Origin of the sequence: Lysinibacillus sp. NPDC093688 (assembly GCF_050280145.1) — a bacterium.
GTDB classification, from domain to species: domain Bacteria; phylum Bacillota; class Bacilli; order Bacillales_A; family Planococcaceae; genus Lysinibacillus; species Lysinibacillus xylanilyticus_B.
In genome coordinates this window covers 1-16,383 of sequence record NZ_JBNNUX010000042.1, presented here as the reverse complement: position 1 = coordinate 16,383, position 16,383 = coordinate 1, and the positions used below count along the sequence as shown (strand labels likewise).

The 16,383-nt window shown below is 31.9% G+C and carries 15 protein-coding genes; 14 read left to right on the top strand and 1 reads right to left on the bottom strand.

The window, feature by feature from the left end; genetic code table 11:
• Positions 1–630: 630 nt before the first annotated feature.
• Together ACQKN2_RS21830 and ACQKN2_RS21825 are read left to right on the top strand one after the other, a co-directional pair.
• On the top strand, positions 631–891 hold the full coding sequence (locus tag ACQKN2_RS21830; protein WP_427416804.1) for a hypothetical protein: 261 nt from the start codon (positions 631–633) through the stop codon (positions 889–891).
• 673 nt (positions 892–1,564) lie between these two features.
• Positions 1,565–1,861 (top strand): hypothetical protein, encoded by a 297-nt coding sequence (locus tag ACQKN2_RS21825; protein ID WP_323645630.1) that lies wholly within the window; start codon positions 1,565–1,567, stop codon positions 1,859–1,861.
• Positions 1,862–2,298: 437 nt separating this feature from the next.
• On the opposite strand, the gene ACQKN2_RS21820 is transcribed toward ACQKN2_RS21825, so the two are convergent.
• On the bottom strand, positions 2,299–2,775 hold the full coding sequence (locus tag ACQKN2_RS21820) for a GNAT family N-acetyltransferase (RefSeq protein WP_427416803.1): 477 nt from the start codon (positions 2,773–2,775) through the stop codon (positions 2,299–2,301).
• A 151-nt stretch (positions 2,776–2,926) separates the two neighbouring features.
• On the opposite strand from ACQKN2_RS21820, the gene ACQKN2_RS21815 reads away from it, so the two are divergent.
• From ACQKN2_RS21815 to ACQKN2_RS21760, 12 genes are all read left to right on the top strand, one after another.
• The gene (locus ACQKN2_RS21815; protein ID WP_427416802.1) at positions 2,927–3,361 is read left to right on the top strand and encodes a GNAT family N-acetyltransferase; all 435 of its coding nucleotides are present in this window, start codon (positions 2,927–2,929) and stop codon (positions 3,359–3,361) included.
• Between the two features lie 589 nt (positions 3,362–3,950).
• Positions 3,951–4,400, top strand: a complete 450-nt coding sequence (locus ACQKN2_RS21810) for a DinB family protein (protein WP_427416801.1) — start codon at positions 3,951–3,953, stop codon at positions 4,398–4,400.
• A 344-nt stretch (positions 4,401–4,744) separates the two neighbouring features.
• Positions 4,745–5,083 (top strand): DUF4870 domain-containing protein, encoded by a 339-nt coding sequence (locus tag ACQKN2_RS21805; RefSeq protein WP_427416800.1) that lies wholly within the window; start codon positions 4,745–4,747, stop codon positions 5,081–5,083.
• A gap of 14 nt (positions 5,084–5,097) precedes the next feature.
• Positions 5,098–5,862, top strand: coding sequence for a MerR family transcriptional regulator (locus ACQKN2_RS21800; RefSeq protein WP_427416799.1), 765 nt, complete (start codon positions 5,098–5,100; stop codon positions 5,860–5,862).
• A 429-nt stretch (positions 5,863–6,291) separates the two neighbouring features.
• Positions 6,292–6,840, top strand: coding sequence for a hypothetical protein (locus ACQKN2_RS21795; RefSeq protein WP_427416798.1), 549 nt, complete (start codon positions 6,292–6,294; stop codon positions 6,838–6,840).
• A gap of 435 nt (positions 6,841–7,275) precedes the next feature.
• Positions 7,276–8,337, top strand: coding sequence for a suppressor of fused domain protein (locus ACQKN2_RS21790; RefSeq protein WP_427416797.1), 1,062 nt, complete (start codon positions 7,276–7,278; stop codon positions 8,335–8,337).
• 149 nt (positions 8,338–8,486) lie between these two features.
• A complete protein-coding gene (locus ACQKN2_RS21785; RefSeq protein ID WP_427416796.1) occupies positions 8,487–8,930 on the top strand; it encodes an ankyrin repeat domain-containing protein in 444 nt (147 codons plus the stop codon).
• Between the two features lie 497 nt (positions 8,931–9,427).
• A complete protein-coding gene (locus tag ACQKN2_RS21780; protein ID WP_427416795.1) occupies positions 9,428–11,098 on the top strand; it encodes a dsDNA nuclease domain-containing protein in 1,671 nt (556 codons plus the stop codon).
• Entirely contained in the window at positions 11,095–11,631 is a 537-nt protein-coding gene (locus tag ACQKN2_RS21775; protein ID WP_427416794.1) for an ABC-three component system middle component 1, read from the top strand. Before ACQKN2_RS21780 ends, ACQKN2_RS21775 begins: the two co-directional genes overlap by 4 nt.
• Positions 11,621–14,293 carry an AAA family ATPase gene (locus ACQKN2_RS21770; protein ID WP_427416793.1) on the top strand — a complete coding sequence of 891 codons (2,673 nt, stop codon included), beginning with the start codon at positions 11,621–11,623 and terminating at the stop codon, positions 14,291–14,293. Before ACQKN2_RS21775 ends, ACQKN2_RS21770 begins: the two co-directional genes overlap by 11 nt.
• A gap of 873 nt (positions 14,294–15,166) precedes the next feature.
• On the top strand, positions 15,167–15,646 hold the full coding sequence (locus ACQKN2_RS21765) for a nucleoside 2-deoxyribosyltransferase (RefSeq protein ID WP_427416792.1): 480 nt from the start codon (positions 15,167–15,169) through the stop codon (positions 15,644–15,646).
• A gap of 12 nt (positions 15,647–15,658) precedes the next feature.
• A complete protein-coding gene (locus ACQKN2_RS21760; RefSeq protein ID WP_427416791.1) occupies positions 15,659–15,976 on the top strand; it encodes a YbjQ family protein in 318 nt (105 codons plus the stop codon).
• Positions 15,977–16,383 lie beyond the last annotated feature (407 nt).

Below are 16,383 nucleotides of genomic sequence, written 5' to 3'. Positions count from 1 at the left end.
CTGTGGGGGCAACATGTTACCGATCGGTTTAAACTTCTTACGGAGCGGAAGCAAGAGAGTTACCATGAGAACTTGCCAAAAAGAGGGGGGGATTGATAAAAATATTATGTAAATCTACTTAGAGGAACTTTAAAGAATCCAATTAAAAAATCCCAAAGAGTAAGTAATCCATACACATTTCAATGAAAATGTCTTCTTTAAATAGCCGATTGCCAAAACAGTCATAAACATTTTGCGGCTGTGACAAAACTGGTCAAAACAAAAAGCGAGAGAAGTCAATTTTAGTTGATTTTTTGCGCTTTCCGATTCCAGACGCAATACAGGATATTTTAAGGAGCATTGAAGTAACTGTTCTGAGCTTTCTTCTAAAGAAGGGGGTATTAATTTTTTTGTTGAAAGCTTGATGGCATTTTGATTATAAAGGTTGAAAATTGAATTATAATTAAAACCAAAAACCCTCTTTAGAATTTTACGTCAATAATCGACATGTTGATGTACTCATTGCAAAACTTTGTAAATTAATAGTGCATGTTGTTATTATCTTGTGAATATAATAGACCAAATGCCACGTGAAATTTAAGCTTTTAATTGATTTATTAAGGAATTAGGATGAAACGAAGGAGTGTAAAATTGTCGATTTCAAATCCGCAATACGCATTTTTAGAGGTTGATTTTCATAATCCTAATTTAACTCAAGCAGAACTGAAGGTTGAGAATATTTCTGAAGGGGTACGGAAAAATAATGAACTTGTAGGAAATACAAAAATAGCATTGAAAATAATATCACCTAATGTATATATAAAATTAAACTGGTTGATAGGATGGCTCTTATGGATACCAGTAGATATTTATTGTGCCGCAGCTTTGGTAGTAGATAAATTCATAACATAATTAAATTTAAAACCACTATCCATCATAACAATGAAGGTGTTCTGTGGTTAGATTATATAATTGTAACAAGTGGATAGATAACCCGAAAATTCTACGAGAATTTTCGGGTTATCTAATATTATGCATACATAGGCATTTGAGAAGTAGATATACCCATAAACATCTCATGTGTTGTTCATACACTTCGTACATAGCGAGGCTGTTGCTTGGTTGGAGTTAGTATAATAAAAAGTTGAAAGACCAAATCCTAATAAATGGGATTTGGGTTTTTTAATAGAAAATATTTACAGAGCTAGTATTTATGATGTAAAGTTGGTCGTATGAAAATAATTAATTAGGAGTGAAGTAAAGATTGCGAAAGGAAGGGATTCAATGACTGAAAGCGGTAAAGCTTTTGCATACTCTTGCATATTTAAAAATGCAAAAGAATCCTGTGAAAGATTTATAATCAGATGAAGATTATATTAATTGGTCAAAAAAGTGCCATAAAGATTCAAATGCATTTTATTTGGCTTGAAATATTAAACAGTGAACTTCTTAAGACTAAGACATGGGGTTAATAAAAAAATACATGAGACAAAGAGAAAAGGGTTATGTTACATAAAGGGTTAAAGATATCTTCGAAGAAATTAAATAATGAAGCATGTGTTAAAATTTTTTATGGAGGTGGACTATGAAGACGGAAATGATTATAACCGTAGTTTTAATTTTAGGAATAGTAATCTTAATAGACAAAATATACAAAAAAATTAATATAGAAAATTATTCTCCTATTTGGGAGTATTTTTCTAAAGCAATTCTCTATGGGTTTATTGCTAGCATTACATTATTCTATGGAAAGGAATCGCTAAGAGATGTTAATCCACTAGAATGGGCCATCATTGCAGTTTCAGCAATAGAAGGAACAGGGAACTATATTAATTATGTAAAAGAATCAAAAAGGAGAAAAGAAGAAAAAAGAAAGACTTGAGGTAATCAAACTTAAATACATAATGAAATAATTCTTCAACTTAATAGAGTCGCTGATCAAAAAGGGATTGATGCTCTTTTTGTAAGTGAAAGTAGAAGATACAGTAAGTTGGTATTTCGCTAAAGTAGAGCAGAGTCATTTTTTAATATAATTTAACCCACCAGCACCAATGTGTTGCCGCATACACTCCGCACATGTAGAGTGTGTATCGCAACTCAATTTAAAAGAAGACAACTAACCATGGTTAGTTGTCTTCTTCGATGAGCTGTGTTTAGAGGATCAACTCCACAGTTCATAAGCCAGTTTGCTGCATTATCTCTCTGAGCTTTTGTTATAGGTACTCCACAGCATTCAGATAGACGATCAACAATACCATATGCAGTAAGGGGAGAACAAAAAAATCACTCATGTTATGAAGAGTGATTTTTGAAAATCTATTAAAGGTTTAGGTTCATAACAATTTGCTCGCCAATACGTCCCATTCTTCTTTCCCCGTTATCGACAAAGCCAACTTTTAAATACAAATTTTGAGCCGGAATATTTTTATGGTTAACGACTAAAACAATTTCATTACAATCTTTAAATTTTCTTTTAATAAATTCAGGCAGTGCCAGCATTCCTTTTTTGGCATACCCATTTCCTTGCTGTTTATGGTCAATAGAGAATGCAGTAAGCAGCATAGCTTTTGGATTAGTAGAGTACTCTTTTACTCTTTCTGTTGCATGTAGGACAAAAAATCCTACAGGCACATGGTCACTCAAAATTACGATCGGATATTGTCCAACCATTTCTATAGAAATCTCTATTGGAAGGGCAGTAAATTGACTTTGTTCTTCTGGAAGGTCAAAGTCATTCAAACTATCCACATACTCTTCAGAGAAATGTACTAATTCGATGGTGTTCGTTTTTTGCATAAAATTGCCTCCTTTTTTTATTATTCTAATACCGGAACAAACGTTCGTCAAGCGACTTGGTTTGTAAATGATATGTAATCACGTTTAATTTGATGGTGAAATATATGAACCAACATGTTTATATTTAAAGAAATAACAAACAAATTGGGGGATGGAAATGGTTTTACTTAAATATGAAGTAGAGGAAAACGAGCTAACAATGTTAAAAGAAGTTTATCAATCAGTAGGATGGATGAAACATGACGAAAGCATAATAAAAAAAGTTTTCAATGCAAGTACACATCAAGTTTTCGCAGTAAAAGAGCATCAAATTATAGGTTTTGCGAGAGCTCTTTCGGACGGTGTATTCAATGCTGCTATTTATGATGTTGTAGTACATAAAGATTATCAAGGAAGAGGGATTGCCAGAACTCTTTTAGAGGACATCATTTGCCAATTAGGGGATGTTTCTTGTATTCAGTTAATTGCAACAACAGGAAATGAACCTTTTTACGAAAAGATTGGTTTTAAAAAGTTGAAAACTGGTATGGCTATATACAAAAATCCTCAACTAGCCGAGGAGTACTTGGAAAGTAATAATCATTAGAACAACGGAAGGAGGAGGAGGTTCTAAGTTTTTTTAGATCTGTTTTTAAATTCAAGAAACATATGAGTTAAAAGTTGAAGGAGATATAGGAGCCGACCCTATATGGTGTGAAAAATATAGTTGCAACTTAGATATAGAAGTTATTCCAATCTCAACAGATTTAAAATTAACATTAATTGATTGGGTACAGAGTTACGGGAAATGGATTGATTGGGATAAAGATGGAATAGTTCCAGATGGGGTTGAACTTGAAGAGGAATATAATAAACAAGGGCTGAAATTAACAGAAAAAGTAAGCCAGGAACTTGCAGGGAAATATAAAGTCTCATTTACGCCTTCCACATTTGCAAAAAGGCATATAAATAGTGTTAGTTAGTCCTTATTTATTAAAAAAAGCTGTAGCGTACGGCATCGCTACAGCTCAATAGGTTAGTCAGTAACAAGATTATATCATAGTGTAGTGAAAACTAAAAATAACAGCAGCTATATTAACTACAATAGAACCAAAAATGCTTAAAGATATTCAAAAATGACTGTGGGGATGTCATATATCAAAATTTGGACCAGGATAGAAGAAGGGGAGTTTACAATGCTTTATCCATATAGAAATGACGCTAGAAAAACGCTAATTCCTTATTTAAAGTCTCTAGACGAAAATTTTTGGTTTTTACAATCCGATATTTATCCAAACACGCTTGCTTGGATTATTGCTCATATTGCAAGTAGTGAGGATTACTGGATTAATGAAATTGCGATGAAAAATGCATGTATTTTAAACCTAAACGAAAAAAGTTCAGCGAAGGAAATATTGGATGGTTATATTCAGATAAGGCATTATACTGATGAAATTTTACACTCGGTAAACTTATCTGAGCTAAATACGTTAATTGAGGTACCAAACTTTAATGATGGATGGAAACCTCCTTCAGAACCAACGCTGAACTGGGTATTTAATCATGTATATATGCATGAAACTTATCATATCGGACAAATTGCACTTATAGCTCATCTTAATGGATTTCAAAAACCATTATATTAAAGATGTAAAATAATAAGGGATTAATAAATAATGTAATTTGATTTAAAGAATGCTGTTGAACTTGTAGTAGAGGTAGATGTTTTAATTGTAGGTTTTTTATATACAAGGAAGAGAGTGGCGAAAGCTGCTCTTTTTTATTGTGTATATCTTAATAGGCTTAGGAGAAAGAGATCACTCGAACTTCATCCCACTAATGTTTTTTGTAACAAAAGTGCAACGGTAATTACCTATGAAATTATTTAATAAATTTGTCCTTGAATCTCTAGTAGCGTCACCTTTTATGATGAAATTAGTTACTCAATTCAAAAGGTAACAATCAAATAAGCTATTGGAGGAACAGCACAATGAAAAAAGAGAGTTTATTAAATAGAGGATTGGCAAGTTTAATGCATCTGTTCTCACTATTGTTAACCTTTATTTTACCAATATTGGTATACTTAGTATCGAAGAATAAGAATAAATATTTTGCTGACCATGCAAAAGAAGGGATGAACCTTCACTTTACTTTCTTCCCGGTTTTTTTGTTATTAACTTTTATTTCTAAAAAATGGAGCGCAGTTTCAATGATTTCTTTTGCGCTTATTATTCTTGAAACAATACTAATTTTAATTGCTGCAATTTATACTTTAAATGGAAAAAAGTTTTCTTATCCCGTAATACGTTACTTTAAAGTCAATCAATAAGGAGAGAATAATTTGTGGGGAAAGGTATATTTACGATAGGTGAGCTTGTACAAAAGTCTGGTGTTAGTATTAGAACACTACGCTATTATGACAGTATAGACCTACTGAAACCAAGTGATTATACAGAGGGCGGACATAGACTATATTCTACAGAGGACCTATCTACTTTGCAAAACATTAAGTCATTACAGTTTCTAGGCTTGTCGCTAAAGGAAATTAAAGACATGCTGCAAAAAAACAAGATTAAAGGTGAAATTATCTTAAAATCTTTAAACGATCAAAAAAAGTTGTTTGAAGCAAAAAAACTTGAAATCATAAATATATTATCTGATTTAAACCATCTTATTGAAACAGTGAAAGATGAGGAAATCATTAATATCGAGATATTTTGTGCTATGCTACAAAAATTAATGTTTGCTGAAAACACCGAAACATGGTTTAAAGAACACTTTTCAAAAGATATAACTGATGAATTATTTAGTATAAATAAATCTGATGAAATCGATTTAGATAGAAAATGGACTAAAGTTTTATCGGAAATTAAACATTTAACGTTTACAAACGCTATACCTTCTTCAAAAGAAGCTCAAGAAACTGTTAGAACACTACTACAACTTATGAATGAAACCTTGAAAGGAAATTTAGATTTAGTTGAAAAAAAGCTACCATTTACAGAAACATTCAAATTTCCAAATCCTTTTACAGAACAGGAGCAAATATTTTTAAAAGAAGCAATAAGTATATATCAAAATAATTGTCAGAAAACGGTGAAGAATTAAAGTATAACAAGCAGGAAAACTTAGGTTGAAAAATGGATAGTATGGGAATTGCACCTCAATTGTGACTATCAATTGGGGTGCAGACCATTATTAGTTATCTACTTTACTCTTTCTTCTGTTATCTAGTAAAAATTTAGCTCTCAAACTTTCATCATATCCTTCTACAATCGCATTTAACATCATATCCTCTCATACATACATATACCCAAGTACTCAGTGACACACATAAGAATACGATTTAAGACATATAAATAAAGGTGGTTTAATAAACTCTAAAAGCGTTTGTAAAAAAATTAAGAAAATCTTCACTTTTTGCTAAGAGAAAAATTACCTTCGTTATATATACTTATAGAAAAAGGAAATAAATGAAACCGTTTGAATATTTAAAACGTATTGGTAGTAGGAAAGAATATTGAAGTAGGTGAGGAAATGGCATACACCATTTACATAGTATTAACAAAGACAGGTACATTATTATCAAAAGCTATAAGTATGTATACAGGAAAAGAGATGAATCATGCGTCCATTGCTTTTGATGAGGAGCTCTTTGGAATGTATAGCTTTGGGCGTAGACAACTAAACAATCCTTTAAGTGGGGGTTTTTTGCGAGAAGACGCAGAAAGAGGGCTATTTGAAACAGCCGATTGTGTCATTTATCGTTGTAAAATATCTCATTATCAATACTTAGAGATGATGAAAATTATAGAATATATGCATTGGAATCGTGATCGCTATAAATATAATTTTATTGGGCTCTTTGGCGTGATGATGCAAAAGGAGGTACGAAGAGAGCGTGCCTATTTTTGCTCGCAATTTGTGGCGATGCTTTTAAAGGTTGGAGGGCTGAAAGTTTATCAAAACCCAGCATTAATGACACCTCATTGTATCGCACAATTACCTTATTTAGAAAAAGTATACGCAGGGAAGCTTGCAGACTATTTACAAAGTGTACGTTCACCAGCAATGTTATACGGTTAAGGACAAACCCCGACATTCTAATTATTTTTTACCCTCGCTATCATGAGGCCTCGGCGTATCTAGATATCCTCCAAGGCTTCATATTTTACGGTCGTTCTAGGCTGATGTCGATACAGATTAACAATGAATATGATGCTTAAGTCTCAATAGTTTACTCTATGTCCATCACCGATTAATGAACATAAAACTATTCTGTTATAAAATTAAAGGTAATCGGTTGGGTATTATTCTCTTTGGAGTATATTATATACTTTAAAGTAGAATTCTGAAGTGAATATAATTTAACTTCCTTCAGCGAATATGGATAGTGAAAAGGCAGTTACAGATGTCTTCCACCTCTAGTTGATGAAATGAATGCGGGTTTAAGTTACTTTTCAGCAGGTGTCCAAACATCTGCTAAAAGGAAGTTAAAAAATACATAAGGGGGCGTTATTGATGGGTGAAGAATTAAATACATCTGGCTGGGATGCGATTGATCAGGAATTATTAAAAGTTTATGGAGAGCAAGAGCCGAAGCATTATGGGACCGTAATTCCCTACTTATTAGGAGGCGAAGATCCGCTTGAAGGAATTAGTGCGTATAAGAGTGAGACACCAGTTCCACACTGGCATTTTGTCACTTATGGATTTTCCGAGTTATATGAAAAAGAATCAGAAAATGCTGAATACAGCGGATATGGGTTTGAGTTAACATTTCGTCTTGCCCGAAATGAAGATGATGAGGAGCCACCAGCGTGGGCGTTAAATTTACTACAAAACATGGGAAGATATGTGTTTAACAGTGGCAATGTTTTCAGATCAGGTGATTACTTGGATGCTAATGGTCCAATTTGCCAAGGTGCGGACACGCTTTTAACGGCACTTGCATTTACGTTAGATTCCGAGTTGCCTGCTATTGATACACCAAATGGTCAGGTGGAGTTTATTCAAATGGTAGGTATTACAGGCGATGAGCTTGAGGCGATGCAAACGTGGAATACAATGGGAGTGCTAAATGCAGGTCTTGAGTATATCCCGAGCTATGTTACTGATTTGTCTCGGGCATCTCTTTTACAGATTCCATCCATTGCAGGAGCAGTAGAAAAAGGAATGGATGAAGAGGGCTCTAGTACCGGCTTTTTATTCGTAGACCAACTGGCTTGGGAGCAGGGCAAAAAGGGATTGTTCAGCAAACAATCTAATAAATTTACGCTAGGGGCAAAGCAAGCAGTAATAATCGGCAAGCTATTACGCGGACGGATTTTAAAAGGGAAAAGTCTGACCTTAGTTAGTCAAGAAATCCGAGTTGTATTTGAGCCAGGTGAAACATGTGGGTATAGTGTGGAGGAAGCGGATGTTACCATCACTTTAAATGACAAGGCAGTTATGGAACTCCATCATAGCTTGAAGCCGCAAGAACAAGAGTTTGAAGTATCATCTATACCTGGACTTTCCATTCAAATTGCAAAAACGTATATTAAAGATCAGCAAGGAAACGTTGTGGAAACAATCGGATGATAAAATATAGTCTCCCGCTAAAACGAACAGTAAACCAAATGGTGTGCTTTGGGTTCGTAGTGGGAGATTTTTTTAAATAGTGCTAGTTTGACACGTAACGTGGAAGCGACTGAATGGGATAAGGTAGGAGTAATTATAGGGGGATATAAATGAATTGGGCAGAGGTTAGTAAATCCAAAGATATGGAGATAGTAAGTACGGCTGTGCATCAGCTTGACCCGAACGAACGGGATTCAAGAGGAAGGACGCCGATAATGCTTTTTGTAACGAATCGAATGCCGCTTGAAGGTATTAAACTTCTCCTTGAGAGAAACGTAGATTTAGAGGTTGAGGATAAGTTAGGAGATACGGTCCTAAAAAAAGCGGTCAAGTTCAAGCAAGTGGAAGTGATTAAGCTACTACTTGAGTATGAAGTGGAGTTGAATTCCCCAAAAGGTATTTTAGCGACAGCCTGGAATGCAGCAAGAATGAACAATGCAATCGCTGATTTGCTACTGAATACAAAAGGGGCAATCCGATTAACTTTAGATTATGAAGAAACTCCAGTATTTTTACAACAAACATCGACTATATTTAATGACCTAACAGAATAAGGTGCAATTGTTTGCGCTGGCTAATTTTCTTGTTTAAATAAGGCTGCATCACATTACAGGCAGTCAGTTATTAAAAATGTAGTGTAAAAGGATTTAAGAACGGAAAATAAATTGGTATACAATATGCTCATGTAGGTTTATTTATGCAAGAAAACAAGAAAAAGATATGTTTGAAATTAGTCGAGTAAAAGCATTTGATGAGGTATGGGAACATAAGCTGAAAAAATAACAAAAGTAAATATGTATGTATTTCACCAATGACATAAGAAGGTGTGAATTCAAAAAAACATAAGGTTTTAATTAGAAACATAGAATTATTTAGGGATAAAAGTTATAATTTAGATGGAATTAAATTAGGTCAATATAAATAGACATCAATTTTCAAATCTATTTCGAACAACAATACGTGAGAAGTTGAGTGATAGATATAGTACTTGAAAATAAAAGCAATATCAACTTTAATGATTTTAGAATAACTTATTTAAGAAGGAGACAGAATGACACATACTCTAAGGAATATTATAGATGAATATATAGCTAAAAGAGATAATATTATTCCTATTGATTCAGATAGAGAAGAGATTATTAATCAACATTTTCGGAATAAAAAAGGAGAAGAAATTGCAGAATACCTAATAACCACTGATGTTAGTGAAACAGGTGGATTGACAGCGCTATCAGGATTTTATTATCAATTTTTGGTTACAATTGAATACATTATAGAGATGTTAAAAGACAAATGGGATTTTGTTATTATGGAATACCATGATGACATTGTTGTTGGGAAAGAAAATAAAATTCGTTTTGTACAAGTTAAATCTAGCCAAAAAATTAAGTTGAATGTTACAGAGTCTCCAGCTTCAGGATTATACAGAAGAAGCAAGAAAGAAATCAATAAACATAAATTCCTTCAAACTAATTCTTGGGTGGATAAACTATTATTAAATGCAGCTTTAACAAAAAAATCTGAAGGTTACATAACAGAATTTCAACTATATTCGAGTTATCATTTCCTTCGGACTAGAGATTATAACTTCGATCACTATACAGATAACAAGCTTTTTAATAAAACCGTTCCTAAAGACGATGATTTATTAAAAGTTCTATCGGAACAAGTGTTTAATGATGAGGGAAAAGAGCTAAGTTATTTGAATGAATGTGAAGAAAGCATAGAGGTTTTGCTAAATCGTTTTTATTTACATACTGGATTATCATTGCAAGAAATAGATAAGTTTCAAGATCATTTATGTATGGAGCTTAGTAGAATTATTTTTAAGGGTTATGGAGAGAATATATCTATTGGAATATCAGATTTGCATTTTATTATAGGTTATCTATTTGAAAAATGTACTGATAAAAACAATAATGAACGTTTAATTATTACAAAGGATATAGTAATTAGTTTATTAGAGAGCCTAAGAGGAAAAGCTTTATTTCAAGCTAGTGTAGCAGTAAATCAGCATGATAGTATAACACTTATTAATAGAGTAATAGGCGAATTACTAACTAATGTAAAAGACTTTGAAAATTCGGAAATCGTAAACCGTCTAATTTATCAGTATAAGGAGTATTTAGAATCCTGGATATCAAATGAAAATGGAGATATAAAAAACTTATTCGAACGTTTATTTGATGGTACAAATAAAACGCAAAGATATTCAAAACTAACCCTTACTATGAAAGAAAATAGTTTATTAGAATTATTTACTTTAATAATAATGCTTACATTGAGTAATAATAAAAAGGTGGTATTTGGAAAAAACGAATCGTTAGTAACGAAAAAGTTTGAAGGTATGGAAGTGATCTATGCGTTTTTAAGAATGGAAGCTCCAAAAAAGAGGTCTGTAGCTATTGAAAAATTAAATGTGATTATAAAAAATGCAAGTTTAAAAGAGCAACTTTATTTGATGGGAATTGATTTAAATGTGATTTTACAAAATTATAATGATAAAAGATTTAATAGTATTGAATCCCTAAAGATATATGTTAAGGATTCAATAGATATTGAAGGGTTGGAAGATGATCAAAAATTGAATGAAGTTCCTATTATAGCCAAGTTATTACCTGGAGATATTATGAAAGGAGATTTTTACGATGCTTTGGAGGAGGAAGATATAGAAAAATATTTAGGAGAAATGCTAGAAGAATTAAAGGAGGATATTGATTGAGTAATTTTAATATTGTACACAATAGATTAATTCAAAAGAATTTTAAGGAATTAGACAATGCAGATGCAGAGAAAGTAGGCTTTTCGTTATACGAAAATGAAACAATCAGTGTTTTTCTTAAACAAATCCATACAGAATTGGAATTTGAAAATATAAAATTTTATTCTAATCAAATACGGCTTATATTGTTAGAGCAAAGTAAAAATATTTATAATAGTTATTTAGTACTTTGTACAGATGAAGAAATGGAGTATGAAAAATTTTTCATGATAGAACGAAATAATATAGCATTAAGAAAATATGTTGTTAGAGATGAAAGCGATTTAAGGCGTATCCCATTTTTAGATAATACAACAGATGAAGGTATAGCTAATCCAGATGATTTACAAGAAACTGAAAATACTAGTGACGTAAAAATATTATTTTCACTTTTAGAAAATTATGATAGTAAAAATATTAAATTGAAAGATTATCAAATTGAAGAAATAGTAAATAATCTAATGCAAGGGATGGAAATGGATTATGAATATTGAAAAGTTGATAATAAAGAATTTTAAAAATTATATGGGGGAGGTAGTATTTGATTTATCAAAGGAAGTTATACTTCTATACGGCGCTAACGGATTTGGTAAAAGTACTTTTTTTGATGCTATTGAATGGTGCTTAACCGGAAAGATAAACAGATTTGAGGGTTCTGAAAATGAGCTTAAATATGATATTGCTAATAAAAGAATTAATAATGGAGAGAGCTTTGAAGTAGCAGTTACTTTAGTTTTCGAAGGAAACACTCTAATTAGATATTTTAATGTAACGAATGAGAATGTTGGGAATTTACAAGTACGAATTAAGTCTAAAGATGGGAATGTTTTCATTGGTCAAGAACAAATAGAATCTTTTCTGAAAATGCACACAGCAAATACTATTACATATGAAAGAGGAAATTTTAGTCAATTACTAAAACAAGCTTATATTCTATCCCAAGAACAAGTAACAGATTTTATTACAAGTGGAGATGCTAAAGAAAGGTATAAAGCTTTAGCTAATATAATGGGTTTAAAATCAATGCTGATTGAATTTGATAATTTTAAAAAAGTATTGAAAGGTTTAGAAAAAAAGAAAGATAAATTTTCTGAAAAAATTATTGAGTTAGACAAGGCAATAACAAATAAGAAAGAGACAATGGTTTCTTTTGAGAAAGAAAAGTTAGAAGAATTAGCGGATATATATAGCGTTGAATTATCAGAAAATAATATAAAGAATTATGTGGAAAAGGAAATAGCTAAGAGATTAAATGCGAAAAACCAATTGGAGAAATATAAAGAGTTTTATACCGAAATAGAAGATGAGAAGAAAAATATTAACTTTAATGATTTAAAGAATAGTTTGAATGATAATGAGTCTAAAAAAGAATACCTATTAGATAAAAAGAAAAAAGCTGAAAAGCTATTAGAACGTTTAAACAATAAAATATTAAGTTTATCAAGTTTAGAGACAAATTTAGAAAAAGTTAACGGATTAAAAAAAGAGCTAGTTAGTCTACAGATATTATTGAGAGAATTAAATATTGAAGAAAGTAATATTGAAAAATTAAATGAAAAACTGGAATTATTGAGAAATGAAAGAATGAAGCTCGAATATAATCTGTCTGCTGTAAAGTTTAGAAATCTTAATATTCCTTCAAAAGATTTGAGTATTTCTATAGAAGAAAAGTTAGGGTGTATTAGTGGTCGCCTTCAAAAGAATAATTTTGTATTAGAAAAAATAGAGAAAGTTATTGAGGAGAATAAAGATCAAGTTTTAACTAAGTTAATTTCAGGTATTAGGGATGTTCAAGAATATACCAATAAAAATAATTTAAATTATTGTCCTGTTTGTTCTTCGGAGACTGATAGTTTAAATATAGATATTGCTCAAAATTTAAATCATTATTTAAGTATACTTAATGAAGAGAGTAGTTATTATGAAAGAACTATAAGATTATCAAAATATCTGGAAACTAGAAAACAAAAGTTAGCAGACGAAGTTAGAACGCTAAAAACAAAGCAAGAAGAAAATGAAATTAAAATAAGGAATTTTGAAAGAGAATTAATTAACTATAAATCATCGGATTTATTTGACGAATTTTTATTTTTAGAAGAACCATTATTTCTAGAAGATCAGATATCTAAAAAATTAGAAGAGATAGATCAAAGAAAAGAAGCTATTGAAATAATTTTAAAAATAGAAAAAATATCAAATGACATATCAGGGTATGAAAAAACTTCGAAAGTTACATATAAAATAAAATCTCTTAAAGATTTAACAGAAAGCATAAATAAGAATAAAGCTAGAAAAACTTTTGTGAATACGAAATTTGAAAGTATAATTTCTTTAATAAAAGAAATAGAAAATGACATTTTGAGTTTTGAATTAATGATATTTAATTTGGAAAATTTGTTAAATGAGAATCAATTTAATCAAAAATTTATAGAGATAAATGATTTGTATTTAAAGTCCATACAAGAAATAGATTTAGAAATAGATGAGTTAAATTTAATTAAAGAATTGTTAATAAAACAAGGAGTTAATACCTCAGTTTTAGAACAAATCTCGATTGTTAAAAAAAGTAAAAATGATTTGAAATCTATGATAAGCAAATTAGATTCTTATATAGAGGAATTAGAAAAATACAAACAACAAAAACAAAGCTTTATTGGAGATGGAATTTCAGACTTTCTTAACCAAAGTTATTCTACTGTACAAAGATACTTTAGATATTTAGATCCAATTCCAAGTAATTGTGAGCTGTGCTTTGAGGGAAGCGAAGAGCAATTAAATATAAAAGTAGCTTATAACAAAGAATTAAGTGATAAACCATTTGGGAAAAGCAATGCTAAAAATATTTTAAGTTCAGGGCAATTAAATGTATTAGCTATATCAATATTTTTAGCAATTAATCAAGAACAACAAATTCATTCATTAAATTTTGTGGGAATAGATGATCCAATTCAAAATATGGATGATATTAATCAATATACTATGTGTGATGTTTTAAACAATATAGAAAAGCAACTCATAATTTCCACACACGATTTCAATTTCTTAAAATTATTTATTAAGAAAAATGAGCATAGAAAAAATGAAATAATAATCTATAATTTAAAAAGTCCTTACATTAATTCTCGCAAACTAGAAGTAATTGAATTTAATTCTTAAAGATCGATTTATTCAAATTTTTTATAAAAACTAAATAAATGTATAAAACCCATGCATTTTGGTCAATTTTTGTTCGAAATACTTGGGTTTCTTTTTAGTATTAGTAGTATAGTACTTCTTATATCCGGATCTTTTATTCCAGCATCAAATCCAACAATTTTGAAATAATGTTTATTGAATTCTATTCTCTCAGGTATCTTTTTCAGTTCAGTCCACCTGTTCGAGAACAGGAGTTTAGGATAAACCCTTTAGCACTGTATGAAGATCGCTATATTCAATATTTGATTAGAACTTTTTGCAGAAAATAATAGTTTAACTTTTTTCTGCTATAATTAATGATAGTTGAGATAGGTTTGATAAAGAAATATTGTTACAATTGAAGGCGTTCCATATAATTGGTTGAAACGTTCAAGGAATTGCCAGTCAATTAATGAAGCGGCAGCATGAACATCTGCAGGCACTTGGTTTTAACTTCTTTCAGCAGAAGTCTCCCACCTCTATAGGTGGTGAGATGAATACGGATTTAAGCTACTTTTCAGCGGGTGTCCAAACAACCGCTGAAAGAAGTTAAAGCCTCCGGCGGATGTCACGGAATCGGAAAGGAGCTCTTAAAAAGGATGTTAGCCTAAAATCATCGCATCCATGCGATAACGGCTAACTGACCTGCATCGTGCAGGCCTAAGCACAAAGCCGATTCTGGACGCAATTATGCCTCGGCATAATTGATAAAAGTTCGTACATATGGTAGGAATGAGCGAAAAGCAATGCTCATCACAAATCTTAAACACGGATTTGATATTGTCTCAACTTTTGTGGATAACAAAAATCAACATAAAATAGTGTTTGAAAAAATATTGGAATAGGAGTTTTAACATGAAGGCATACTTAGCAAATGGATTATTTTCTTTAGGAGATCGTTTAGTCAACGAACAGCTCGCTGCGGCAATTAGAGAGGCAGTACCAGGTATCGAATTATATGTCCCTCAGGAGAATGACGCGATAAACGATAAAACGGCATATGCAGATAGTTTGACGATTGCACAAGCAGATTTAGAAATGTTGCGTAATAGCGATGTATTAGTAGCTGTTTTAGATGGTGTTGAGATTGATTCAGGTGTAGCAGCAGAAATAGGTGCATTTGCGATGCTGGATCGACCAATCGTAGGTGTCTTTACAGATGTTCGTCAACAAGGTCGAGACAATATGATGAAAATAGAAGCACTTGTACGAGACGGAATTGAAAATCAGTTTGTTTATCGTAATTTATTTGTTATTGGTTTGATTAAGCGCACGGGAGTGATTACGACTTCCATCGCTGAAGCTGTCCAAGCCGTTCAAAAATATAAAAAATAGGAGGCGTTTTGTATGTTACTATCAACAACAGATATTGTGGCTGGAAAAGAAATTGTAGAAACACTCGGCTTAGTAAAAGGTAACTCTGTACAATCAAGAAATATTGGTCGCGATATGATGGCGGGACTTCGTAATATTGTTGGAGGAGAGATGAAGGAGTATGCAGAAATGCTCGTTCGCTCCCGAGAAGCTGCCACGCAAGATATGGAGGAAGAGGCAAGACGACTAGGGGCAAATGCCGTTGTTGGGGTAAGATTTTCCACATCATCTGTTATGGATGGCACATCAGAGGTATTAGCATACGGAACAGCAGTAAGAGTAAAGGAATAACTGATAAGGGCTTCAATCAACGAAATTGGAGTCCTTACTAATGGTTAAAAAACAGAAATGGTCAAGGTACTCTTTGTGAATATTGCGCTTTATGAGGGGATTTTCGTTCTAGGCTACTCACTTTTCGCAAAGATATATTGTTGCTGCCGCTACGTTGTACTGCGCTTTCGCACAGAAAACATTTGTTGCTGCCGCTTCGCTTTCCACATAAAAAACATTGCTGAAATTTAGTTTCTTAATCTTTATTAATTAGAATGAATGACATGCCAGAAGATACATGCTAAAAGAAGTGGTTGATTGGAGTGGAGGCTGGGCGACTCCTTGGGGATCAGCAATAGAGGAACGAAGGCTAAAAGCATCACATCCTGTGATAACGCCTTCGTGACCAACATCGTGTTGGCCCGAGA